This window comes from Microbispora sp. NBC_01389 (assembly GCF_045040095.1).
In the GTDB taxonomy this organism is placed as follows: Bacteria; Actinomycetota; Actinomycetes; order Streptosporangiales; family Streptosporangiaceae; genus Microbispora.
Genome location: NZ_CP109552.1, coordinates 467,286 through 490,986 on the forward strand (window position 1 = coordinate 467,286; position 23,701 = coordinate 490,986).

Annotated in this window: 21 protein-coding genes and 3 tRNA genes; 10 read left to right on the plus strand and 14 right to left on the minus strand. The window is 70.9% G+C overall.

Translation table 11 applies throughout. The features are described 5' to 3' along the window. Positions 1–107: 107 nt before the first annotated feature. Together OG344_RS02235 and OG344_RS02240 are read left to right on the plus strand one after the other, a co-directional pair. Positions 108–824 carry an IclR family transcriptional regulator gene (locus OG344_RS02235; protein WP_327047581.1) on the plus strand — a complete coding sequence of 239 codons (717 nt, stop codon included), beginning with the start codon at positions 108–110 and terminating at the stop codon, positions 822–824. Positions 825–897: 73 nt separating this feature from the next. Then, positions 898–2,601, plus strand: a complete 1,704-nt coding sequence (locus tag OG344_RS02240; RefSeq protein ID WP_405086751.1) for a hypothetical protein — start codon at positions 898–900, stop codon at positions 2,599–2,601. On the opposite strand, the gene OG344_RS02245 is transcribed toward OG344_RS02240, so the two are convergent. Continuing rightward, entirely contained in the window at positions 2,579–3,439 is an 861-nt protein-coding gene (locus OG344_RS02245) for an LLM class flavin-dependent oxidoreductase (RefSeq protein WP_405086752.1), read from the minus strand. The genes OG344_RS02240 and OG344_RS02245 overlap by 23 nt on opposite strands. An 88-nt stretch (positions 3,440–3,527) precedes the next feature. Between OG344_RS02245 and OG344_RS02250 the strand changes: the two genes are divergently transcribed. Together OG344_RS02250 and OG344_RS02255 are read left to right on the plus strand one after the other, a co-directional pair. After that, positions 3,528–4,013, plus strand: a complete 486-nt coding sequence (locus OG344_RS02250) for a helix-turn-helix domain-containing protein (RefSeq protein WP_405086753.1) — start codon at positions 3,528–3,530, stop codon at positions 4,011–4,013. A 38-nt stretch (positions 4,014–4,051) separates the two neighbouring features. Continuing rightward, the gene (locus tag OG344_RS02255) at positions 4,052–4,768 is read left to right on the plus strand and encodes an MgtC/SapB family protein (RefSeq protein ID WP_405086754.1); all 717 of its coding nucleotides are present in this window, start codon (positions 4,052–4,054) and stop codon (positions 4,766–4,768) included. Positions 4,769–4,956: 188 nt separating this feature from the next. On the opposite strand, the gene OG344_RS02260 is transcribed toward OG344_RS02255, so the two are convergent. From OG344_RS02260 to OG344_RS02270, 3 genes are all read right to left on the minus strand, one after another. Beyond that, positions 4,957–5,029: transfer RNA gene (locus OG344_RS02260), tRNA-Glu, on the minus strand. Positions 5,030–5,042: 13 nt separating this feature from the next. Next, positions 5,043–5,115 (minus strand) — tRNA-Glu (locus OG344_RS02265). Positions 5,116–5,158: 43 nt separating this feature from the next. Then, positions 5,159–5,230 (minus strand) — tRNA-Gln (locus tag OG344_RS02270). Positions 5,231–5,414: 184 nt separating this feature from the next. Between OG344_RS02270 and OG344_RS02275 the strand changes: the two genes are divergently transcribed. Next, positions 5,415–7,421 carry a M3 family metallopeptidase gene (locus OG344_RS02275; RefSeq protein WP_405086755.1) on the plus strand — a complete coding sequence of 669 codons (2,007 nt, stop codon included), beginning with the start codon at positions 5,415–5,417 and terminating at the stop codon, positions 7,419–7,421. 12 nt (positions 7,422–7,433) lie between these two features. On the opposite strand, the gene gltX is transcribed toward OG344_RS02275, so the two are convergent. Together gltX and OG344_RS02285 are read right to left on the minus strand one after the other, a co-directional pair. Then, the gene (gene gltX, locus OG344_RS02280) at positions 7,434–8,807 is read right to left on the minus strand and encodes a glutamate--tRNA ligase (RefSeq protein WP_405086756.1); all 1,374 of its coding nucleotides are present in this window, start codon (positions 8,805–8,807) and stop codon (positions 7,434–7,436) included. Continuing rightward, positions 8,800–9,570 carry a fumarylacetoacetate hydrolase family protein gene (locus OG344_RS02285; RefSeq protein ID WP_405086757.1) on the minus strand — a complete coding sequence of 257 codons (771 nt, stop codon included), beginning with the start codon at positions 9,568–9,570 and terminating at the stop codon, positions 8,800–8,802. The genes gltX and OG344_RS02285 overlap by 8 nt, the downstream gene beginning before the upstream one ends. An 82-nt stretch (positions 9,571–9,652) precedes the next feature. Between OG344_RS02285 and OG344_RS02290 the strand changes: the two genes are divergently transcribed. Then, positions 9,653–10,072, plus strand: coding sequence for an antibiotic biosynthesis monooxygenase family protein (locus OG344_RS02290; RefSeq protein WP_405086758.1), 420 nt, complete (start codon positions 9,653–9,655; stop codon positions 10,070–10,072). A 259-nt stretch (positions 10,073–10,331) separates the two neighbouring features. Next, a complete protein-coding gene (locus OG344_RS02295) occupies positions 10,332–12,008 on the plus strand; it encodes a heparinase II/III family protein (RefSeq protein WP_405086759.1) in 1,677 nt (558 codons plus the stop codon). A gap of 28 nt (positions 12,009–12,036) precedes the next feature. Here the strand turns inward: OG344_RS02295 and OG344_RS02300 are convergent, their stop codons facing one another. The 4 genes from OG344_RS02300 to cimA form a co-directional block, all read right to left on the minus strand. Beyond that, complete coding sequence (locus tag OG344_RS02300; RefSeq protein ID WP_405086760.1) at positions 12,037–12,681, minus strand: DivIVA domain-containing protein; 645 nt, start codon at positions 12,679–12,681, stop codon at positions 12,037–12,039. After that, positions 12,678–13,799, minus strand: coding sequence for a globin domain-containing protein (locus tag OG344_RS02305; RefSeq protein ID WP_405086761.1), 1,122 nt, complete (start codon positions 13,797–13,799; stop codon positions 12,678–12,680). The genes OG344_RS02300 and OG344_RS02305 overlap by 4 nt, the downstream gene beginning before the upstream one ends. After that, on the minus strand, positions 13,800–14,195 hold the full coding sequence (locus OG344_RS02310) for a group 1 truncated hemoglobin (RefSeq protein WP_405086762.1): 396 nt from the start codon (positions 14,193–14,195) through the stop codon (positions 13,800–13,802). Positions 14,196–14,594: 399 nt separating this feature from the next. After that, positions 14,595–16,169, minus strand: a complete 1,575-nt coding sequence (cimA, locus tag OG344_RS02315; protein ID WP_405086763.1) for a citramalate synthase — start codon at positions 16,167–16,169, stop codon at positions 14,595–14,597. A gap of 363 nt (positions 16,170–16,532) precedes the next feature. On the opposite strand from cimA, the gene OG344_RS02320 reads away from it, so the two are divergent. Then, positions 16,533–17,186 (plus strand): O-methyltransferase, encoded by a 654-nt coding sequence (locus tag OG344_RS02320; protein WP_405086764.1) that lies wholly within the window; start codon positions 16,533–16,535, stop codon positions 17,184–17,186. Positions 17,187–17,337: 151 nt separating this feature from the next. Then, positions 17,338–17,955: a hypothetical protein gene (locus tag OG344_RS02325; protein ID WP_405086765.1), complete on the plus strand. Its 618-nt coding sequence runs from the start codon at positions 17,338–17,340 to the stop codon at positions 17,953–17,955. Between the two features lie 34 nt (positions 17,956–17,989). Here OG344_RS02325 and OG344_RS02330 read toward each other — a convergent pair whose 3' ends face one another. From OG344_RS02330 to serA, 4 genes are all read right to left on the minus strand, one after another. Next, entirely contained in the window at positions 17,990–19,081 is a 1,092-nt protein-coding gene (locus OG344_RS02330; protein ID WP_405086766.1) for a branched-chain amino acid aminotransferase, read from the minus strand. 142 nt (positions 19,082–19,223) lie between these two features. Further along, positions 19,224–20,270 (minus strand): 3-isopropylmalate dehydrogenase, encoded by a 1,047-nt coding sequence (locus tag OG344_RS02335; protein ID WP_327047597.1) that lies wholly within the window; start codon positions 20,268–20,270, stop codon positions 19,224–19,226. 81 nt (positions 20,271–20,351) lie between these two features. Next, complete coding sequence (locus OG344_RS02340) at positions 20,352–20,477, minus strand: hypothetical protein (RefSeq protein WP_405086767.1); 126 nt, start codon at positions 20,475–20,477, stop codon at positions 20,352–20,354. Between the two features lie 372 nt (positions 20,478–20,849). After that, a complete protein-coding gene (gene serA, locus OG344_RS02345; RefSeq protein WP_405086768.1) occupies positions 20,850–22,439 on the minus strand; it encodes a phosphoglycerate dehydrogenase in 1,590 nt (529 codons plus the stop codon). 372 nt (positions 22,440–22,811) lie between these two features. On the opposite strand from serA, the gene OG344_RS02350 reads away from it, so the two are divergent. Further along, positions 22,812–23,693 carry a hypothetical protein gene (locus tag OG344_RS02350; protein ID WP_405086769.1) on the plus strand — a complete coding sequence of 294 codons (882 nt, stop codon included), beginning with the start codon at positions 22,812–22,814 and terminating at the stop codon, positions 23,691–23,693. Positions 23,694–23,701 lie beyond the last annotated feature (8 nt).

Here is a 23,701-nt window from a genome sequence, read left to right on the forward strand (position 1 = left end):
GGCAATGTCTCTAATGATGAGACGGATATATCGGGATATGGACAGTCTATCTAGTTATCCCCACCATTGCGTTTGCATCTCGTATGGCGAGACGGCAGTATCGGTGTATGGACAACTCTAGCGGGGTCGGAGTACTCGACAAGGCGGTTCTCGTGCTCAACGCCCTGGAGGCGGGCCCCTCTTCCCTGGCGCAGCTCGTCCAGGCGACCGGCCTGGCCAGGCCCACGGCCCACCGGCTGGCCGTCGCCCTGGAGCACCACCGCATCGTCTCCCGCGACACGCAGGGCCGCTTCATCCTCGGCCCCCGGCTCTCGGAGCTGTCCACCGCCGCGGGAGAGGACCGCCTGCTCGCCGTCGCCGGGCCGGTGCTCATCCAGCTCCGCGACCTCACCGGCGAGAGCGCCCAACTCTACCGCCGCCAGGGCGACGAGCGGGTCTGCGTGGCCGCCGCCGAGCGCGCGAGCGGCCTGCGCGACACCGTGCCCGTCGGCTCCGCGCTGCCCATGACCGCCGGGTCCGCCGCGCAGATCCTGCTCGCCTGGGAGGAGCCCGACCGGCTGCACCGCGGCCTGCGCGGCGCCAAGTTCACCGCCGCCACGCTCGCGAGCGTACGCAGGAGGGGCTGGGCGCACAGCGTCGGCGAGCGCGAGCAGGGCGTGGCGAGCGTGTCGGCGGCCATCCGCGGCGCGGGCGGCAAGGTGATCGCGGCGGTCTCCGTGTCCGGGCCCATCGAGCGGCTGACCCGCACGCCCGGCCGCATGCACGCCGCGCCGGTCGTCACCGCGGCCGAGCGGATCACCGAGGCCATGCGCCGGGCGAACTGACCGGGCGAACCGAGTTCGACCGAGGGGCCGAACTGATTGGAGAGCGGCGTCCCGATAGCCCTAGGCTGGCGGGGTGACAGATCGCATCGAGGCAGCCGCCGCTGAACTGCGCCCCCTGCTCCAAGAATTCATCCTCTGGACGCCGGGCAACGCGCCGGGCAGTGACCCCGATCTTGTGGGCCCGGTCGCACTGTGGCATCGCCTGATCGCCCGTACGGACGTCGGGCTGTGGAAGCGTGGCGATCTGCGCACGATCCTCCTCGAACGCATGCCCCAGGTCGTGGAGGATCCGGACGTCGCGGCCGACAGGATGATCCCGGCCGTCCGGGCGTACCTGACGTTCCTGTCCTCCACCGGACGGCTCACGCCCGGCTCGGCCTCCCTGGAGACCCTGCTGGCCGAGCTGGACGAGGTCGAGGACGACTTCGTGGAGGCGATGGAGGACGTCATCGCCGAAGGCGACTGGGACGAGGAGGAGGACGAGCTCGACGAGGAGGGGTCCGACGAGGGCCTCGGCGACTTCGAGCCGTTCGCCGACGAGATCGCGGCGCTGCCCACGATCCGGCTGCGCCCCGACGCCGAGCTGGCCGAGGCGGCGCGCGGGGTCCCGCTCATCGCCCAGGCCCGCGAGCTGGCGCTGTGGGTCGGCACCGGGCGCAAGGTGGGCGAGGAGACCCTGCTCGGCGAGGCCGAGGTGGACGAGGCCGTGCGCACGCTCGGCCTGTCCGACGCGCGCAACATCTGGAACGTGTGGAACCTCGCCATCGACCTGGAGTTCCTCGCCCCGGACGGCGACGACACGGTCAGCGTCGACTCCGACACCGAGGGCTGGCCCTACGAGGACGACGACGACGTCCTCGACGTCTGGATGCTCGGCCTGCACTCGGTCGACTACGGCGACCCCGAGCTGGACGACGACGACCTCACGCTGGCCCTGTCCGGCCTGACCCGCGGGCTGCTCGTCCGCCTGCTGCTGGCGGAGGGCGCCCGGCGGGTGCCCGAGCTGCGTGAGGAGCTGGCCGAGGCGGCGGCCGAGTACGACGATCTCGGCGCGGACGCCTGGGCCGCCGCGGGCGACCCGCTCGCCTCCGTGCTCGCCTGGCTGACCGGGTACGGCATGGTGACCGTCGAGAACGACACGGTGATCCTGACGCCGCTCGGCGCCGAGGGCCTCATCCACCTGCTGGACGACGAGGACATCGAGGTCGACGCCCGGCCCGCGATCGACGCGATGACCGCCCTCGACCTGCTGTCGTTCGGCTCGGACATGTCCGAGGAGGAGGCCGACGAGGAGTTCGCCGCCTGGCTCGCCCTGCGCGACCCGGTGCGGGCCGCCGCCGAGCTGCTGAGCGCCGCCGCCGACGAGGAGGCGGACGCCCTCGTCCGGGTGCAGGCGGCCAGCCTGGTGGGCTCGCTGGGCGAGGCCGCCGTACCGGCCTGGCAGGAGGCGCTGAAGGAGCCGTCCCTGCGGCCGTACGCCGCGACGCACCTGACCCAGATGGACGTCGAGGACGCCCCCGAGCCCACCCAGGCGGACACCCACTGGCTGATCCTGGACATGTGGACGATCTCCGCGGGGCTCGGCCGGCCGGAGTTCGTGTCGAGCCTGCACGACATCGGCCCGGCGCCGACGCTCATCGGGCTGCTCGACGTGATCTGGAAGGTCCGGCACCCGCACCTCGAAGAGCTGCTGGAGCTCATCGACGAGGCCCACCCGGACAAGCAGGTGGGGAAGGCCGCCAAACGGGCCCTGTTCAAGGCGCGCTCGGGGCGGTGACCGCCCTCGTCCCGTCGTAGGCGGGCCCGGCCTCCGGCCGGGCCGCACGAAGGGGCGCGATCAGTTCGGCGACCCGGTCGAGCTGGTCGCGCTGGCCGTGCAGGCTCAGGGCGCCCAGGCGGACGACCAGGTGCCGCGCCCCGGCGGCCATGTAGCGGCGCAGGCCCGCGAGCACCTGGTCGGCGGTGCCGGTGACGACCGCCTGGATCCGCTCCAGTTCCTCCAGCGGCATGCCGTACGCCGCCCGCGCGTAGGCGTCGAGGGCCCGGCGACCGGCCTCCGGGCCGTCCTCGTCGATCCACACGGACACGAACAGGGCCGGGGTGACGTCCCCGGGCCGCCGCCCCGCCCCGCCCGCCGCGTTCCCGGGCGGGATGCCGTCGAACCGGAGGATCTCGCCGTGGAAGGAGGTCTCGCCCTTCCACAACGCGCGCCAGAGCGCCACGGTCTCGTCGAGCCGCGTGAAGCGGCGCTCCCACGGCACCTCCGACAGCGTGTAGAACGGCCGTCCGAACCGGCCGGGGAACCCCGCGCCGACCGCGACCGTCAGCCGGCCCCCGCTGAGCAGGTCGATCGACGCGAGGGACTGGGCGGCCTGGATCGGCCGCCGCAGGAAGGGCAGCAGCGCGCCCGTTCCCAGGGTCACGTCCTCGGTCGCCGGGGCGAGCGCCGCCAGCATGGTCAGCGCCTCGACGCGCGGGCTGATCAGGGAGTCGTTGACGAAGAGCGAGGAGAACCCCGCGCGTTCCGCCCGGCGGCCGAAGGCGACCAGCTCTCGGGGATCGCCGTCCGCGCCCCACTGGGCGGTTCCGGTCGGAAGCAGCACACCGATGTCCATGCCGGCGATGCTCGCGACCCGCGCGGGCCGCCGGCAATTCCCCGCAGGGAATGGCCGGGACGCCGCGGATGCCGCTAGAAGGGTCACCGTGGACTTCCCCCGCGCGCTCCGCGACCACCGGACCCTCCGCCGCCTCAGCCAGCTGGAGCTGGCGCTGCGGGCGGGAACCACCCAGCGCCACCTCAGCTTCGTCGAGTCCGGCAGGTCCGTGCCCGGCCGGAGCATGGTCGTACGGCTCGCCGAAGGGCTCGGCCTGCCGCTGCGCGAGCGCAACGAACTGCTCGTGGCGGCCGGGTACGCCCCCGCCTATCCGGAAAGCTCCCTCGACGACCCGGTGCTCGCCCCGGTGCGCACGGCGATCGGCCACATCCTGCGCGGCCACCTGCCCTACCCCGCGCTGGTCGTGGACCGCGACGGCGGCCTGATCGCCGCGAACGAGGCGTTCGGCCTGATCACGGAGGACGTGGATCCCGGCCTGCTCGGCGCCGGGGCGAACGTGTATGCCGAGATCCTCCGGAGGTTCGCCGGTGGGATGAGCGAAACGGACCCCGGTACGGCGCCCGGGCCCGTTTGACCGGCGGGCGGCCGGGGGACGGTCTTAGTCTGGTTCTCATGACGCCGATAGCACTGACCGTGGAGGCGGTCCCGGAACTGGAGCAGGCGGTGGACCTCGCCATCGCGCTGGTGCTGTCGGCCGCCATCGGGGCGGAACGGGAGATCCGGCAGAAGAGCGCGGGGCTGCGCACCCACACGCTCGTGGGGTTCGGGGCCGCGCTGTTCATGCTGGTGTCCAAGCACGGCTTCTCCGACATCCTCGGCGAGCACGTCACGCTCGATCCGTCCCGGGTCGCCGCCCAGATCGTCTCCGGCATCGGTTTCATCGGTGGTGGGCTGATCTTCGTACGGCGCGACGCGGTGAAGGGCCTGACCACCGCCGCCGCCGTGTGGCTCACGGCGGGTGTCGGCATGGCCGCGGGCGCCGGTCTGTGGCTGCTGGCCGCCCTGGCGACCGTGGGCCACTTCGTCGTGATGCTCGGGCTCACTCCGCTGGCCGCCCGTCTCCCCCGTTCCCGGCACGTGCAGTCGCGGCTGAGCCTGACATACCTGGACCGCCGGGGCGTGCTGCGGCAAGCCCTGGCCGAGTGCACGGGCCGCCGTTTCGTGGTCGACGAAGTGTCGCCGCAGCAGCCCGGTCCGGGCCGGGACACCGACACGGTCACGGTCGCCCTGGTGATCCGCGGCCCGGGTTCGGTCGGGGAGCTCGCGAGCAGGCTCGCCGAGATAGACGGCGTCCTCACCGTCTCCTGCTACGACGCGCAGCACCTCTAGGCCGGTTCCCGCCCGCACCCGGTAACGGCGAAACCCCCGGCACGGGGAGGTGCCGAGGGTTTCGATCACGTAGCCCCGGATTCGCGCCCGCGCCGCGGGCCATGAACAGGGCGCGGCGTCCCAGCGGCGTTCACCACGACCAAAGCGAAAACCCCCGGCACGGGGAGGTGCCGAGGGTTTCGGTGATGTAGCCCCGACCGGATTCGAACCGGCGCTACCGCCTTGAGAGGGCGGCGTCCTAGGCCACTAGACGACGGAGCCGAGTGCAGTGAAGTAGTCCCGAGCGGATTCGAACCGCCGTTACCGCCTTGAGAGGGCGGCGTCCTAGGCCACTAGACGACGGGACCATGCACTGCGCTGCTTCCAGCAGAATCCCTTGGGGGGATCCAGCTGGGGTACCAGGACTCGAACCTAGACTAACGGAGCCAGAATCCGTCGGGCTGCCAATTACCCCATACCCCATCTGCTCGCGGGGGCCTCGCGGCTCCCGCTTGCGACTCCGAAAGAATAGCCCAGCTTGCGACCCACTACCAAAACGATTGCGGCGCGCCCCCCGATCTCGTGATCCGATCCTCCCCGGCGAAGGCTCCGGCGCTTCTGTGCGAGGCTGGGACAAACGCCAGCGCCACGTGAGGAGCCGCCCGCCATGACCTCGGCCGCGAACCCCTTCCTCAGTCCCAGCGACCTGCCTTACGGGCTGCCTCCGTTCGAGGAGATCAGGGAGGAGCACTACGCGCCGGCGTTCGAGCAGGGCATGGCCGAGCACCTCGCGGAGGTCGAGGAGATCGCCGCGAACCCGGAGCCTCCGACGTTCGAGAACACCATCGAGGCGCTGGAGAGGTCGGGCGCGCTGCTCGACCGCGTCTCGGCGGTGTTCTTCAACCAGGCGTCGTCCGACGCCACTCCGGGCGTGCAGGAGATCCAGCAGGCCGTCACGCCCAGGCTCGCCCAGCACGCCGACGCGATCCACCTCGACCGGAGGTTGTTCGAGCGCGTCCAGGCGGTCGAGGCGGCCGACGAGGAGCAGCGGTGGCTGCTGAAGCGCTACCTCACCGACTTCACCCGGGCGGGCGCCACGCTGGACGCTCGGGACCAGGGCCGGCTCAGGGACATCAACGAGCGCCTCTCGGCCCTCGGGACCACGTTCCAGCGGAACCTGCTCACCGACACCAACGAGCGCGCGGTGGTGGTCGAGGACGTCGCCGAGCTCGACGGGCTCTCGCCGGACGCGATCCAGGCGCTCGCCGACCAGGCCGCGGAGCGCGGCCTGGACGGCGGATATCTGATCTCGCTGGTCCTGCCCACCGGGCAGCCCGCCCTGGCGGAGCTGACCGACCGGTCCCTGCGCGAGCGGATCTACCGCGCCTCCACCGGACGCGGCGCCGGGAACGCCGGCCTCATCAGGGAGATGGCCGCCCTGCGCCGGGAGCGGGCGCGGCTGCTCGGCTACGAGAACCACGCGGAGTACGTCCTGGCCGACCAGACCGCCGGCACGACGCGGGCCGTCACCGAGATGCTGGACCGGCTCGTGCCGCCCGCGGTGGCCAATGCCCGCAAGGAGCAGGCGGACCTGGAGGAGCTCGCCGGGCACCCGATCGAGCCGTGGGACTGGGCGTTCTACGCGGAGAGGGTGCGCAGGGCCCGCCACGACATCGACAGCCGCCGCATGCGACCGTACTTCGAGCTGAACACCGTGCTGGAGAAGGGCGTCTTCAACGCGGCGACGCGCCTCTACGGCGTCACCTTCCACGAGCGGCCCGACCTGCGGGGCTACCACCCGGAGGTGCGGGTCTTCGAGGTGCGCGACGAGGACGGCTCGCCGCTGGGCCTGTTCCTGGGCGACTACCACACCAGGGCGTCCAAGCGGGGCGGGGCGTGGATGAACAGCCTCGTGAAGCAGTCGGGCCTGGAGGGCACCCGGCCGGTGGTGGTCAACAACCTCAACATCGTCAGGGGCGAGCCGACCCTGATGACGTTCGACGAGGTCAACACGATGTTCCACGAGTTCGGGCACGCGCTGCACGGCCTGTTCTCCGACGTGCGCTTCCCCCGGTTCTCCGGCACGGCCGTACCGCGCGACTTCGTGGAGTATCCCTCGCAGGTCAACGAGATGTGGGCGACGCATCCGGAGATCCTGGCGGAGTACGCGCGGCACCACGAGACGGGCGAGCCGATGCCGCGCGACCTCGTCGACCGGATGCTGGAGACCCAGAAGTTCGGCCAGGGCTTCGCCACGCTGGAGTACCTCGCCGCGACCCTGCTCGACTGGGCCTGGCACACGGCGTACGACGGCGACGAGGACAGCGGTGAGAACAGCGCTGAGGAGGTGGAGGAGTTCGAGCGGCAGGCGCTCAGGGACGCCGGGGTGGACCTGCCCGCCGTCCCGCCGAGGTACCGCAGCGCGTATTTCGCCCACATCTGGGCGGGCGGCTACAGCGCCGGCTACTACTCCTACATATGGAGCGAGGTGCTCGACGCGGACACGGTCGAGTGGTTCGGCGAGAACGGCGGGCTGCGCCGGGAGAACGGGGACGCCTTCCGTACGGCCCTGCTCTCCCGGGGCGGCAGCGTGGACTCGATGGAGGCGTTCCGGGCGTTCCGCGGCCGGGACCCCGAGATCACCCCACTCCTCGAACGGCGCGGCCTCCGCTGACCCCTCAGGGGGTCACGACGCGCCCTGGAGGCGGGTGAGGGCGGCGCGGAGGCGGTCGAGCGAACGCTCCCGGCCGAGCACCTCGATCGACTCGAAGAGCGGCAGGCCCACGGTCCGGCCGGTGATCGCCACCCGGACCGGCGCCTGCGCCTTGCCGAGCTTGAGGCCGTGGGCGAGGCCCACCTCCTCCAGCGCGGTCTTCAGCGACTCAGGGTCCCAGCTCATCGTCTCCAGGCGCTCGGCGTAGCCGGCGAGGATGGCGTCCGCCCCCGGCTTCATGGCCTTGTCCCAGGACGGCTGGTCGAAGACGGGCTCGTCCAGGAACAGGAAGTCGACGTTGGCCGTGACCTCCGACAGCACCGCGACCCGGGTCTGCACCAGGTCGGCCACGCGGGCGAACACCGCGCGGTCCCAGGACGGGTCGAGCCACGGCTCGCAGCGGGCCGCGAACACCTCGCGGGGCAGCGCCCGGATGTACTCGCCGTTGAAGGCCCGCAGCTTCTTCTCGTCGAAGAACGCCGGGGCCTGATTCACGTCCTCCAGCCGGAACAGCGGCATCATCTCCGACCACGGCATGATCTCGCGGTCGTCGCCTGGCCCCCAGCCGAGCAGCATCAGGTAGTTGACCATCGCCTCGGCGAGGTAGCCCTCGTCGCGGTAGGACTCCAGGGCGACCTTGTCACGCCGCTTGGAGAGCTTCTGCCGCTTCTCGTTCACGATCACGGGCACGTGCGCCCAGACCGGCGGCTCGGCGCCGAGCGCCCGCCACAGCAACTGCTGCTTGGGCGTGTTCGACAGGTGCTCCTCGGCGCGGACCACGTGGTCGATCCGCATCTCCATGTCGTCGACCACGTTGGCGAGGATGAACAGCGGTGAGCCGTCCCCGCGGACGACGACGAAGTCCTCCATCGCCGCGTTCGGGAACTCCACCCGCCCGCGCACGCTGTCGTCCACGACCGTCACGCCCTCGTCGGGCGTGCGGAACCGTACGGCGCCCTCGGTCAGGCCGAGGTCGCGGCAGTGCCCGTCGTAGCCCTGGTGCTCGGAGCCGGTCCTGGCCTTCACGTCGTCCCGCGTGCAGGTGCAGTGGTAGGCCTTGCCGTCCTTGAGCAGCTTCGCGGCCGCCTCGCGGTGCTGCTGCTCGTACGCGGACTGGAAGTAGGGCCCCTCGAAGCGGGGCGAGTCGCCGTTGATGCCGATCCAGGCGAGGGCCGAGATGATGCCCTCGGTCCACTCCGGCCGGTTGCGCGCGGCGTCCGTGTCCTCGATGCGCAGCACGAACGTGCCGCCGGACCGCTCGGCGATCGCCCAGTTGAACAGCGCCGAACGAGCGCCACCGACGTGGAACATGCCGGTGGGCGAAGGGGCGAAGCGCACCCTAGTCACGTGAGATCACCCGGTTAGTGAGAGTTCCGATTCCTTCGATGGAGACGCCGACCTCGTCGCCGACGGACATCGGGCCCACCCCGGCGGGGGTGCCGGTCAGGATGACGTCGCCGGGCAGCAGGGTCATGACCGCGCTCACGTACGCGACGAGCGCGGGGATGTCGTGCAGCAGGAGGGAGGTGCGGGCGCTCTGCCTGACCTCGCCGTTGAGCGTGGTCGTGAGCGCCAGGTCGGCCGGGTCGAGCTCGGTCTCGATCCAGGGTCCGAGCGGGCAGAACGTGTCGAAGCCCTTGGCCCTGGCCCACTGGCCGTCCCTGGCCTGCAGGTCCCGTGCGGTCACGTCGTTCGCGCAGGTGTACCCGAAGATCACCTCACCGGCCCGCTCGGCCGGCACGTCGCGGCAGAGCCGGCCGATCACCACGGCGAGCTCGCCCTCGAAGTCGACCCGCTCCGAGAGCTTCCCCGGGTACGCGATCGCCTCCGACGGCCCGATCACGGTCGTGTTGGGCTTGAGGAACACGACCGGCTCGGCCGGGGGCTCGCCGCCCATCTCCCTGGCGTGGTCGGCGTAGTTCTTGCCGATCGCGACGATCTTGCTGGGCAGCATGGGGGCCACCAGGCGGACCTCGGCCAGCGGGAACCGCTCACCGGTGAACTCCACCCCGCGGAAGGGGTGCCCGCCGATCCTGGCGATGACCTGCTCGCCCTCTTCCACCACGCCGAAGGCGACCTGGTCGCCCATCGAGAACCTCGCGATACGCACGTCACGAGCCTAGTGGGGTACGCACCATGGGCGTACTTAAGGTGGTCTGGAGTCCGATGAAGTCGAGCGTACGGGAGTCGATGTGCCTTCGGTCGTGAAGATCAACGTGCTGACGGTGCCCGAGGAGATGCGGCGCGAGCTGGAGCAGCGGTTCGCCGGCCGGGCCGGGATGGTGGAGTCCGCCGACGGGTTCGAGTGGTTCGAGCTGCTGCGGCCGGTGGAGGGCGGCGACCGCTACCTGGTCTACACCCGCTGGCGCAGCGAGGAGGACTTCCGGCGCTGGCAGGAGAGCCAGGCGTTCCAGACGGGACACGCGCGGGCCGCGGCCGAGGCCGCCGCCCAGGGCGAGAGCCAGGGCCAAGGCCACGGGCAGGGCCACGGACACGGGCAGGGGCACGGGCAGGGTCAGGGACATGGGCACGGGCACGGCGGTCCCGCCGCGACCGGCTCCGAGCTGTGGTCCTTCGAGGTGGTCGAGAGCGCCGGGCCCAAGGAGGACTGACCCGGCCGGATCAGGGGGGTCAGACGTCCAGGGGGTTGGCGGGGCCGTTTCCCGAAGGAATCGGGCCGGCGGCCGCCGGGTGCGCCGGCCACGATGAGTGACGAGGGAGGTACGAAGGAGCGAGAGCGGGGCAGTCGCCGGGCGACGACGGGGCGACGACCGGGGTCAGTTGTGCAGTTGTGATCAAAGCGGCTTGACCGGATCACAAGAAACCGGACAGCATGGCGGATCCTTGCCCTGAATCCCGGAAGGAACCGGCGTGCCCCGCCGCCTCACCGCCCTCTTCCTGTCGGCCGTGCTCCCGCTCGGCGCACTCGCCGCCGCGACGGCCGTGCCCGCCGCGGCCCGGACGCCGCAGCGCACGCCGGAGTGCCAGGGGGACTGGCTGCCCTCCACCCCCACCTCTCCCGACATCATGAACGGCAGGCTGTCCTTCCTCTCCCTCCCCACCGTCACCGTGGGCAGGGACGTCAACTGGCGCATGGACCCGTACCGGAACCGGTCCTGGCAGATGGTGTTCCAGTCGCTGCGGTGGATGGGCCGGCTCGTGGCCGACTACGAGTCGACGGGCAAGACCGACTACCTCGACCGGGCCGTCGAGATCGCCAGGGACTGGGTCGCGGACAACCCCTACGGCGGCCGGACGACCGCGAAGTACGCCTGGGCCGAGCATCCCATCGCGCTGCGCGCCCCGGCCCTGGTGTGCCTGAGCAGGTACGTGAAGGCGGGCTGGCTCACGTCGAGCCTCGCCCTGCACGCGAAGCTGCTGTCGGACCCCAAGCACTACGAGCTCGGCCACAACCACGGTCTCGACCAGGACATCGGCCTGCTGCGCATCGGCTGCCGCTACGGGAACCCGAAGTGGAAGAACCTCGCCGTGAGCCGGATGGTCAGGTCGATGACGCTCGACATCGACGGGCAGGGCGCCCTGCGCGAGCAGGCGCCGCGCTACGCGATCTACGTGCACGACCGGCTCAGGGTGGCGGTCGACACGATCAGGGACTGCGGCATGAAGGTGCCGGCGGCGCTGGCGAGCCGCTGGGAGAGCCTGCCGCGGCACATCAGCGCCGCGACCCAGCCCAACGGCTACATGGTGCCGATCGGCGACGGGCCCGCCGACGTCCAGCCCGCCGCGTTCGACCACGCGGACGCCACCGTGCAGGTCTTCGACGCGGGGTACGTCTTCGGCCGTACGGCCTGGGGCGATCCGCAGTCGGCCTACTACTCGATGAGGTTCGGGCCGGCCCTGAAGTTCCACGGCCACGAGGACCACATGGGCGTCACCTACTACGCCCAGGGCCGCTCGATCCTCACCGAGGCGGGTTTCCACTCCTACGAGAACACGCCGTACCGGCGGTGGACGCTGGGCCCGGAGGCCCACAACGTGCCGGTTCTCGTGGGCCGGAAGTTCCGGGGGCACACCCCCACCACGCTCGTCCGCCGGTCGCTGGACAAGGAGCGGCAGTCGTTCACGTTCACCGACCGGGCGTACGGAGTGGCGCGCACGCGGTCGGTGCTGGTCAGCCATCACCAGGACGTGATGGTGGTGCTCGACGGCGGCGGCGGAGAGCTGCGCAACCTGTGGCACCTCGCCCCGGACCTGAAGGTCGTGTCGAACACGGGCGGCCGGGTGGTGGTCGCCGACGGCGAGTGGAAGGCGTCGATCGTCCAGCTCGCGATGCCGTCGTGCCGCCCGGTCGGAGGCCAGCGGGTGGTTCGCGGGCAGACCTCGCCCTACCAGGGCTGGATCTCTCCGGCGTACATGCGCAAGGAGCCCGCCGACGTGATCGTCTCGCCGGTGGCCCGCTCGCTGCTGACCGTGGTGGTGCCCGGGACCGACCGGCCGGATGTCACCTGCTCGGGACGCACGCTGATCGTGCACACTCCGGCCGGTCCGGTCACGCTGCGCACGAGTCCGTCCGGCACGCTGTCATAGCCCTCCCCCCTGGGGGCCGGCGGGCGGGCTATCCGTACACCGAGGGGGAGTCGGCCGCGAACTGCCTGGCCTTGTCCGGCACGTGGCCGAGCTTGCCGACCTCGTTGGCGAGCCCCTCCAGGACCGCGCGCAACTGCACCTGCGTGACGTCGGCGAACGTACGCAGGTAGGCGATCCGGCGCTCCAGCTCCTCGGCCTCGGCGCTCTGGACCCCGTCGCCCGCGCGGTAGGCGCCGACCGCCTGGTTGGCCGCCTCCTCCGCCTGGCGCTGCGCCTCCGTCAGCATCTCCTCGTACTGCTTGCGGGCCTGGCCGACGATCCGCCGGGCGTAGTCCTCCGCCTCGGCGATCTGGGCGTCGGCGGTCTGCTGCGCGCGGGAGAGGATGTTGATCGCGTCGACGCTCGGCGTCTGCGACCCGGTGGCCTGCTCGGGGTTGAGGCCGTGCTCCTTGTACCACTGCTTCATGCGGTCGATGTACGCCCGCAGGTCCGCCTTCTCCTTGTCGCCGGCGGCCATGTCGTCCGCGATCCGGTAGAGGAACGTGCGCACCTCGTCCTCGCTGTAGCCACGACGCCCGAGGGGGGTGCGCGTGAACTCGTGCTTGCGTACCCGATCCGGGGTGAGGGGCTGGCGCTCACCCGCCGGGCTTCCCCAAGGCATATCCGCCGTCATGATTCCCGACCTCTGTCGCTGGTGAACTCGTCGAAGTGGATCTGCTCGGACGGCACGCCGGCGTCCAGCAGCCGTCCGTTCGTGGCCTGCACCATCTCCTCCGAGCCGCAGACGAAGACGTGCTGGCCACGCCATCCCTGCAACGCGACGTCCACGGCGTAACCGCGGGTGCCCCGGTAGAACGGGTCGTGGGAGACGACCGGGACGACGTTGAGCCAGGGGTGCTCGGCCGCCATCTTGCCCAGCGCCTCCAGGTCGTACAAGTCCCTCGACGTACGGGCGCCGACGACGAGGTCCACCCTGCGCGACGGGCCCTCGAAGGCGATCTGCTCCACCAGCGCCTTGAGCGGCGCGAGGCCGGTGCCGCCCGCGATCATGAGCAGGTCGCCCTGGACCTCCGGGGCGAGCGTCAGCCGTTCGCCCACGGCCGCGCCGACGCGCAGGACGTCGCCGCGGCGCGCGCCCATCACCAGCGCGGAGCTGAGCGCGCCGCCGTCGACCATGCGTACGTGCAGATCGATGGTGTTGTCCTGGCGCGGAGCGTTGGCGAAGGAGTAGAACCGCCAGATGCGCGGCCGCATGGAGTAGGAGATCGACGCCGACTGCCCCGGGCGGAAGGGGTACTGGTAGTTCAGCCGCGCCCGGATGACGGCGATGTCGAGCGTGCGGTTCTCCTGGCCGATGATCTCGGCCTCCCACCATGGCGGGGACACCTTCGCCGCCTCGTTGGACGCCTCGACCATCACCTGCGCGACCAGGTTGTAGGCCTGCGTCCAGTCGTGCGCGAGCGCGGGGGTCCACCGTTCGCCCAGGAAGTGTTCGAGCGTGGCGAGCAGGGCCTGGCCGACGGCGGGGTAGTGCGCGGCGGTCACCGCGAACTTGCGGTGGTCGCGGCCGAGCTGCTGGAGGAACGGGACGACGCCCTCCACCTGGTCGACGTTGCTGACGACCTCCCCGAGCGCGCCCACAAGCCGGTCGCGCTGGCGCGCCATCGACACGGGGAACATGTCCCGCACGTCCGGATTCATCAGGAAAAGAACGGAGTAGAAGTACAGCGGCACCTCGTCACCCGAACGGGCGACGAGGTGCCAGCTGTCCTTGAGAGCCTGCGTGTCCACTCAGCCGGCCGTTTCCGCCGGCGTATCCGCGAGCCCGGTCACGATGGACGGCTTCACCTTGCCCAGCACCAGGCCGACGTCGCGCAGGATGTCCTCGCCCACGCCGCCGGCCCGCAGGACCGCGAACAGGTGCTCGCCCACCTTGTCGTAGTGCTCGGACGTGACGCCCATGCCGGCGTGCGCCTCTCCGAGGTCACGGCCCTCGTACGGCTCCGGGCCGCCGAGGACGGAGCACAGCAGCACGACCATGTGCCGCTTCAGCCTGGGCATGTCGATGCCGGCGAAGTACGGCTTCAGGTCGTCGTCGGCGAGAACACGCACGTAGAAGGCGTCGACGACGTCGCGCACGACCGGCGCGCCACCGATCTGGTCATAGTAAGACGGCGAGGTGATCACAAGACCCTCCCATTCCGGGTGTGCCAGCGAGGGGATGACCGATGTCCGAAAAAGGTTCGAACCGAATGCAGTCACGTGGCTGGTCATGGTGATGGACGTGGCTCGGCTCCCGCGGCGCCCGCCGCTTCCGGGGGACACGATCAGAAGCCGGGCGGGCGCGCGAAAGTACGGGTTCGGTGCGCAGATGCTTCTTGCCGTCACCCTCCGTTGAGCCAGAGCATGGACGCTGAGGCTGGAACCGTGGCCCGGGATCGCCGATCGTGGCGAAGACCGCCTCAGGAGCTTCGCCTATCTAAGCACTAACTAGACCAAATGTCACTAAAACCACAGAGGTTAACTCACATCCCGTGAGCATCCGATCGCGATCCGATCATCCCGGTTCGTCCATTGGTGCGGAGATCAGGCGCTGTGCCCGGCCCGCAGCAGACCATAGGTCACCGCCTGCTCCAGCGCCTGCCAGGACGCCTCGATGACGTTCTCCGCGACACCGACCGTGGCCCACTCGCCGGTCGCGTCGCTGGAGGTGATCAGCACCCGCGTCACCGCGTCCGTGCCGTGGGTGCCTTCGAGGATCCGCACCTTGAAGTCGATCAGCTCGACCTCGGCCAGCTCAGGGTACAGCTTCTCCAGGCCGAGTCGCACCGCGCGGTCGAGCGCGTTCACCGGGCCGTTGCCCTCGCCGGTCGCGACGATCCGCTCCCCCTTGGCGTGGAGCTTGACGGTCGCCTCGCTGACCACGTCGCCGCCCGGCCGGCGTTCGACGATGACCCGCCACGACTCGACCGTGAAGTGACGCCGCTGCCCGCCCTCGACCATGTCACGCAGCAGCAGCTCGAAGGACGCGTCGGCGGCGTCGAACGTGTGCCCCCTGGCCTCCAGCTCCTTCACCCGCTCGACCAGCCACCGCGACTGGTCGCCGGTGAGCTCGTAGCCCAGCTCGCGGCCCTTGAGCTCGACCGAGGCCCGACCGGCCATGTCGGAGACGAGCATGCGCATGTCGTTGCCGACCTGGGCGGGGTCGATGTGCTGGTAGAGGTTCGGGTCCACCTTGATCGCCGACGCGTGCAGGCCCGCCTTGTGCGCGAAGGCCGACATGCCGACGTACGGCTGGTGGGAGTTCGGCGTGACGTTGGTGACCTCGGTGATCGCGTGCGCGATGCGGGTCATGTCGCGCAGCGACTGCGGCGGCACCAGATCGAAGCCCCGCTTGAGCTGGAGGTTCGCGACCACGGTGAACAGGTTGGCGTTGCCGGAGCGCTCGCCGTACCCGTTGGCGCAGCCCTGCACGTGCGTGGCGCCTGCCCTGACCGCGGCGAGGGTGTTGGCGACCGCGCAGCCCGTGTCGTCGTGGCAGTGGATGCCGACGCGGGCCCCCGTGCCGACCGCGTCGTGCACCACGTCGGCCAGCTCGTCGGGGAGCATGCCGCCGTTGGTGTCGCACAGCGCGATCACCGAGGCCCCGGCTTCGGCCGCCGTGCGCAGCACCTCCAGCGCGTACGCGGGGTTGGACCGGTAGCCGTCGAAGAAGTGCTCGGCGTCGAGGAAGACCCGCCGGCCCTCCGTGACCAGGTGGGAGACCGTGTCGCGGACCATCGCGAGGTTCTCCTCCAGCGTGGTCCGCAAAGCCAGTTCGACGTGCCGGTCGTGACTCTTGGCGACAAGCGTCACGACCGGCGCGCCGGATTCGCGCAGTGCGGCCACCAGAGGGTCGTCGGCGGCCTTCACGCCCGCCCGGCGGGTCGCGCCGAACGCGGCGAGCTGCGCGTGCTTCAGGTCGAGCTCGGTCTGAGCCCGCCGGAAGAATTCGGTGTCCTTGGGGTTGGCGCCGGGCCAGCCGCCCTCGATGAAGCCGACCCCGAGGCCGTCCAGGTGCCGCGCGATGGCCAGCTTGTCGGCGACGCTCAGGTTGAGCCCCTCCTGCTGGGCCCCGTCCCGGAGCGTCGTGTCGTACACGTGGAAGCGGTCGTCGGCCATCTCTGTGTCTCCTTCGCGGGTCGCGGGTCGCCGCGCGTTCTGTTCACCGGGCTGTGTTCGCCGAGCTGCGTTTGTCGAGCTGTGTTCGCCGAGCTGCGTTTGTCGAGCTGTGTTCGCCGAGCTGTGTTCACGGGCTCGTGTTCACCGGTGCGGGGCCCAAACAAAAAGACCCCTCACGGACGTGAGAGGTCTGCGCGCCGGCGATGTCCTTCAGCCGGCGCGCCTGCCGATAATGAGCAGACCGTTGTTCATGGTGCTCAGCAGTTTGCCACAGCCGGTGGCCCTCTGGCACATCGATCTCATCTTACGAGATGTGCGCGAGTGTCCGCCCAGCTCAGCGGGCCACAGCTTAGAGTGATCACTATGAAGGCCGCCGAATTCATCGCACCCGCCGTCGCCGAGTACGCCGCCGCGCACACCACGCCGCCCGACGCCCTGCTCGCCGAACTGGCGGAGGAGACCCGCAGGCTGATGGGCGACCGCAGCACCATGCAGATCGCCCCGGAGCAGGGCACCCTGCTCACCCTGCTGGTCCAGATCAGCGGCGCCCGGCTGGCCGTCGAGGTGGGGACCTTCACCGGATACTCCTCCATCTGCATCGCCAGGGGGCTGCCCGCCGACGGCCGGCTGATCGCCTGCGACGTGAGCGAGGAGTGGACCGACGTGGCCCGGCGCTACTGGGCGAGGGCGGGCCTCGGCAGCCGCATCGAACTGCGCCTCGGCCCGGCCGCCGACACGCTGCGGGCGATGCCTCCGGACGAGCACGTCGACTTCGCCTTCATCGACGCCGACAAGGCGGGTTACCCCGTCTACTACGAGGAGGTCCTGACCCGGCTGCGGCCCGGCGGCCTGATCGCGGTGGACAACACGCTCCAGCACGGCGCGATCATCGACCCCGCCGCCGGGGGCAACGTCCCGGTCATGCGGGAGTTCAACGACCTCGTCGCACGTGACGACAGGGTCACCAGCGTGCTGCTGTCCGTCGCCGACGGGCTCACCCTCGTCAGGAAGAACTGAGCCGCGGCGTCCGGCCGCGCCACGGCAATGATGGAGTAATAACCCGCCATGAAGGCGCCGGACTCATGATCGGCGTTCCGCTGACGAGTACGCTCGCGAATCGGTTCTTGTTCGCGGGCCGACCGCCCGATTGGAAAGCAGGGGGCGACGAATGATTCACCGGCGCGGCGGGGCGTTTTTCACAGGAAGGGTCGCCGGTCTTCTCGTCGCCGGCGCCTCGGCCTCGACCGCCTTCATCACCGGCGTCGCGCCAATGGGCGCCGCCGCCGACAACGGACACGACCGCGCCGAGCGGAATGTCGTGCGGGCCCCCGGCGGGGAGCGACCGGGCGACCCTCCCGGGGACAGGTCGGCCACGGGCGGTTCCACCCGCAATCACGGCTACCAGCACACCTCGGCGAACACGTCCGGCGGCTCCTCGAACGTGCAGAACGCGCTGTGCCGGCGCGCCCGGGTCTGCAACATCACCCAGCACGTCACCATCGCCGGCCCGCGTGTGACCGTGAGCCCCAGCCCCTCGGCGACGCCCGCCGCGAGACCGGCTCCGGTGCCCACGGTCACCGTCACGGTCACGGTGACCCCCACACCCACGCCGCCGCCCGTCGCGGCCCCTGTCGCCGTTCCGGCGGCGCCGTGCCCGGATCCCCGGCCCCTGCTGAGCGTCGACGGCAGGGTCGGCGCCGGGGTCGGCGTGGGCAGGGGCGCCGGCCTGCTCGACGGGCTGCTGTCGCTGTCTCTCCTCGGAAGGGGCGCGGCCTGCCGCGGCTGAGCGCGCGCCCGGCGCGGGCCGCCCGCGAACCGCGTCAGCAGATCTTGTGCACCCAGTGGTGGGTGTCGGGGCGAGCGCCGTACTGGATGCCGACGAGCTCCTCGCGGATCCGCATGGTGACGGGTCCCGGAGTGCCGTCGCCCACGGCCCAGCTCCGGTCGGTGCCCTTCACCGAGCCGACGGGAGTGACGACCGCCGCGGTGCCGCAGGCGAAGACCTCGGTGAGCTCGCCCGACTCGCAGCCCGCCTGCCAGTCCTCGATCGAGATCTTGCCCTCCTCGACCGTGTAGCCCAGCTCGCCGGCGAGGCTCAGGATCGAGTCACGGGTGATGCCGGGCAGCAGGGTCCCGGTGAGCGAGGGGGTGACGAGGCGGTCGCCGAAGACGAAGAACAGGTTCATCCCGCCCATCTCCTCGACCCACCGGTGCTCGAAGGCGTCGAGCCATACCACCTGGTCGCAGCCCTCCTCGACGGCCTGCCGCTGAGCCACGAAGGCCGCCGCGTAGTTGCCGCCGCACTTGGCGAACCCCGTGCCGCCGGGCGCCGCCCGGGTGTACTCGGTGGACAGCCAGACCGACACCGGCTTCAGGCCGCCGGTGAAGTACGACGCGGCGGGCGAGGCGATGACCATGAACGTGTAGTTCTGCGACGGGTGGTTCACCCCCAGCGCGGTCTGCGTGGCAATCATGAAGGGGCGTAGATAGAGGCTGTGGCCCTCGGTCGTCGGCACCCATTCGCGGTCGGTCTGGACGAGGAGTTCGAGCGACTCGACGAACGTCTCCTCGGGCAGCGCGGGCATCGCCATCCGGGCCGCCGACTGGTTGAACCTCGCCGCGTTCGCGTACGGCCGGAAGGCGACGATCGAGCCGTTCGACTGCCGGTAGGCCTTGAGCCCCTCGAACAGCTCCTGGGCGTAGTGGAACACCGCGGTGGCGGGGTCGAGGACCAGCGGGCCGTACGGCTGGAGCCTCGCGTCGTGCCAGCCCGCCCCCTCGGTGTAGTCGATGGAGACCATGTGGTCGGTGAAGACCTGGCCGAAGCCGGGGCTCGCCAGCATCCGCTCACGCTCGGCCGCACCGCGGGCCTGGGGGTTGTGCTGCACGTCGAACCTGAGGTGGGTGGTCATGGCGAGGTCCTTCTCTCTTCGTCGTCGTAGTCATTGTGCGACGAGTCGGCTAAGGGAAAACTAGGGCATTCGACAGGTATGAAAAAGCGCATGGCGGCCCATACCGGGCCGCCATGCGCGTCGTCTGGGTGAGCGGCCGGGATCAGCCGGCTACTCGGGCGGCGATGTCGTCGCCGATCTCACGGGTGGACCGGGCGGTCCAGGCGCTCTGGCGCTCGACCAGGTCGTCGGCCACGGCCTGCTCGACGCGGGCCGCGGTCCCGGCGTGGCCGAGGTGGTCGAGGAGCATGGCGACCGAGAGGATCGTGGCGGTCGGGTCGGCCTTGCCCTGGCCGGCGATGTCGGGGGCGCTGCCGTGGACGGGCTCGAACATGGACGGCGCCGTACGGGCCGGGTTGACGTTTCCGCTGGCCGCGAGGCCGATGCCGCCCGCCACCGCCGCGCCGATGTCGGTCAGGATGTCGCCGAACAGGTTGTCGGTGACGATGACGTCGAAGCGCTGCGGCTGGCTGACGAAGAACATCGAGGCCGCGTCGACGTGGCAGTAGTCGGTCTCGACCTCGGGGAACTCCAGGCTCAGCCGGTCGACGGTGCGGGCCCACAGGTCGCCCGCGTAGGTCAGCACGTTGGTCTTGTGCACGAGGGTCAGCTTGCGGCGCGGCCGGGCGAGGGCCTTCTCGAAGGCGTAACGTGCGACGCGCTCGACGCCGTAGGCCGTGTTCAGCGACTCCTGGGTGGCGATCTCGTGCGGGGTGCCGCGGCGCATGACGCCGCCCGCCCCGGCGTACGGGCCCTCCGTGCCCTCCCGGACGACGACCATGTCGATGTCCTCGGGGCCCGCCTGCCCGAGCGGGGTCGCCACGCCGGGGAACAGCTTGACCGGGCGGAGGTTCACGTAGTGGTCGAGCTCGAAGCGCAGGCGCAGCAGCAGTTCGCGCTCCAGGACGCCGGGCGGCACACTCGGGTCGCCCACCGCGCCCAGGAGGATCGCGTCGTATCCGCGCAGCTCGTCGAGCACCTCGTCGGGAAGCGTCTCACCGGAGGCGTGGTAACGCCTGGCGCCGAGATCGTATTCGGTGGTCTCGGACTTGACGCCCGCGGCGTTGAGGACCTTGAGGCCTTCGGCGACGACCTCTGTGCCGATACCGTCACCGGGGATGACTGCCAGGCGGATGTTGCTCGACTCCATGCGTTCACCTTACCGGTTGTCTCGGAGACCGAAACACCGATCTCACCATTCGGTCCACTGCCGTCACCGAAGCGTCCGGGGTCAGCGCTGGGGTACGCCCCCGTTGTCGCGGCGGTCCAGCGCGATCTGCAGGGCCGCGGCCGCCTCGTCCTCCGCCTCGTCGGCGCGGTTCACGGGGGCGCGGTTCCAGGGATACATCTCGTACATGGCGAATCTCACTTCGACCGAGGAGTGGATGCGGATCCGTACGTCGTCCGGGCGTCCCCACGCGTCGCGGATCCGGGTACACCGGCCACCGGTGGACCGCGGGTCACGCGGCACAGGTGGGCCGAAGGCCGACGACGCCACGCTCCACGACGGACCGGCCCGCCCTGATCAGGCTCCGTCGTGGCAGGTGTCACGTGCGGGGCGTCAACCCAGACAGTACCCCAGAATCTCCTAGGACGACCTAGTATCTCGGATCGTGAGACGCCGATCCGGGACCCGGCGGAGAACGGAACGGCCCGGCGCACGCGCGCCGGGCCGTTCTCGACGGTTTTTCCGGACAACCCGGCTTCCGGGTGACCGGACTCCGGGAGATCAGTCCTCCAGGTCGACCGAGCGGCCGCTGTCGGCCCCGATCTCCCCGGCGATCTGCTCGACGACCTCGGACGGGATCGCGGTGTCGACGGTCAGCGCGATCAGCGCCTTGCCGCCCTTCACGTCACGGGAGACCTGCATCGAGGCGATGTTCACGCCGCGCTCGCCGAGCAGGCGGCCGACGGTGCCCACGATGCCGGGGCGGTCGGCGTAGGTGAAGAACGCCAGGTGCTCGGTGGGCTCGATCTCCATCGCGTAGCCGTTGACCTCGACGATCTTGGTGATCTGCCGGGGGCCGGACAGCGTGCCCGAGACCGAGACCGTACGGCCGTCGGCGAGCACGCCGCGGACCGTGATGACGTTGCGCCAGTCGGGGCTCTCCGCGCTGGTGACCAGCTCGACGACCACCCCGCGGTCCTTGGCCAGCAGCGGCGCGTTGACGTAGGTCACCGCGTCCTCCACCACGCCGGAGAAGACGCCCTTGAGCGCGGCCAGCTCCAGCACCCGCACGTCCTGCGCGGAGATCTCGCCGCGGACCTCGACGTCCAGGCGGGTCGCGACCTCCCCCGCGAGCGCGGTGAAGATGCGTCCCAGCTTCTCGGTGAGCGGCAGGCCCGGCTTGACGTCCTCGGCGACCGCGCCGCCCTGGACGTTCACGGCGTCGGGCACGAACTCCCCGGCCAGCGCGAGCTTGACGCTGCGGGCGACCTGCGTGCCGGCCTTCTCCTGGGCCTCGTGGGTGGAGGCGCCGAGGTGCGGCGTGGCCACGACCTGGTCGAACTCGAACAGCGGGCTGTCCGTGCAGGGCTCCTTGGCGAAGACGTCGACGCCGGCGCCCGCGACACGGCCCTCCTTCAGCGCGGAGTAGAGGGCGTTCTCGTCGATGATCCCGCCGCGGGCGACGTTGACCAGCCGGACGGTCGGCTTGACGATGTGCAGCTCGCGGTCGCCGATGAGACCGACGGTCTCCTTCGACTTGGGCAGGTGAACGGTGATGAAGTCGGCCTGCTGGAGAAGCTCGTCCAGCGACACCAGCCGCACGCCCATCTGGGCGGCGCGGGCCGGCTGCAGGTAGGGGTCGTAGGCGATCAGCTCCACGCCGAACGGCTGGAGCCGCTGCGCCACGAGCTGACCGATCTTGCCGAGGCCGAGGATGCCGACGACCTTCTCGTCCAGCTCGACACCGGTGTACTTCGAGCGCTTCCACTCGCCGGCCTTGAGCGCGGTGTGCGCCTGGGCGACGTTGCGGGCGCTGGCGAGGATCAGGGCGACCGTGTGCTCGGCGGCGCTGGTGATGTTGGAGGTGGGCGCGTTGACGACCATGACGCCGGCCTTGGTCGCGGCCTCGACGTCGACGTTGTCCAGGCCCACGCCCGCCCGCGCGACGACGCGCAGCTTCGGCGCGGCGGCGATGGCCTCAGCGTCCACCTGGGTGGCGCTGCGGACGATCAGGGCGTCCACGTCGGCGAGGGCGGGCAGCAGCTGCGACCGGTCGGCGCCGTCGGTCTGACGGACCTCGAAATCCGCGCCGAGCACGGCGAGGCCCGCTTCGGAGAGCTCTTCTGCGACGAGTACGACGGGCTTGGTCACTGGATGAGTCCTTCGTGAGGTGCGACTGCCTGGACGACGCGAGTCTATCGGGGGCTTGTGAAAGTCCTCACGAGAGCCCGGCATACGAGACGGCCAAGGTCACGTAGGCGTCGCGGCGGCACGACGACCCGGTCTCAGATCGGCGCCCGGACACCATTGGTTCCGCCAGGCCGGCGCCGCCGAGGAGGGGCCGGAGCGGAGGGTGCCATTGTGACGGAGGGGAGTCGTGAGACTCCCTCATGTACATGCCCAGTCGGTCGGTGTACCCCGCCCCGCGAGATCCCATCCGGACTGTCGCCATCTTGGTATTGATCGCACCTATTCTTGGGGATTAGCCTGATTCGCCATGGTCCAGTCCCTATCGTGCTGGCTATGAGCATCGGGAACCCCTCCCTGGGCGACGTTCTCGCGCGACATGGCAGCCCCCATCAGCTCCTGGCGGCTCTCGCGGAGTGGGGCATCCTGGTGGCGGTCCGCCCCGACCGCTCCGTGGTGCTCGGCACGACGCAGAACGGCGAACGCGTTCTGCTCGGCTACACGTCCGAGGCGACGTACGCCCGGCACCGTGGCAGTCACTCCCTGTCGGCGTGCGACGCCGACACCGTCCTCGACATCCAGCGCGTCACCGGCGTGCGGGAGATCGTGATCGACGCGGCCGGCCCCGCCGCCGCCGCGGTGCCGATCGACGACCTCCGGCGTTACCTGGAGGCGACCCGCACCGGCCCCGCGCCGGCCCTGTCGGCCCTGGGCTCGCCCGTCCCCACGGCGTACGCCACGGGGGCGATGGCGACGGTGACCCGCGCGCAGGCCGCGCGCCCGGCCGCTCCGCCACCCGCTCCGGCTCCGGCCGCGCCCGCCGGGCCGCCGTCGCAGTGGATCCCGGCGCCCCGCCAGCACCTGTCGGGGGCGATGCAGGTCGTCGACCCCGGCTACCGCAGAACGAGCCACCCGATCCTGCCCGCGCTCCGGGTGGCGATCGCCGAACTGCTGCGCGAGTATCCCCTCATCCACCACGTGTGGATCTGCGAGGCGCGGACCGCCGCGGGCCTGTGGGGGATCATGCTCCACGTCAAGGTGCGCACTCCCGTCGCCGACGACATCGTGAAGGAACTGCACCGCCGCGTGCGCGCCCGGCTGCCGCAGCTCGCGGCGAGCGAGGCTCCGGTGCTCATGGCCCGCGTCGCCGACGCGCACACCGAGCGCCGCCTGATCGAGATCGGCGCGCACGTCGTCTGCCCCGACGTACGCGACTAGCCGCCGAA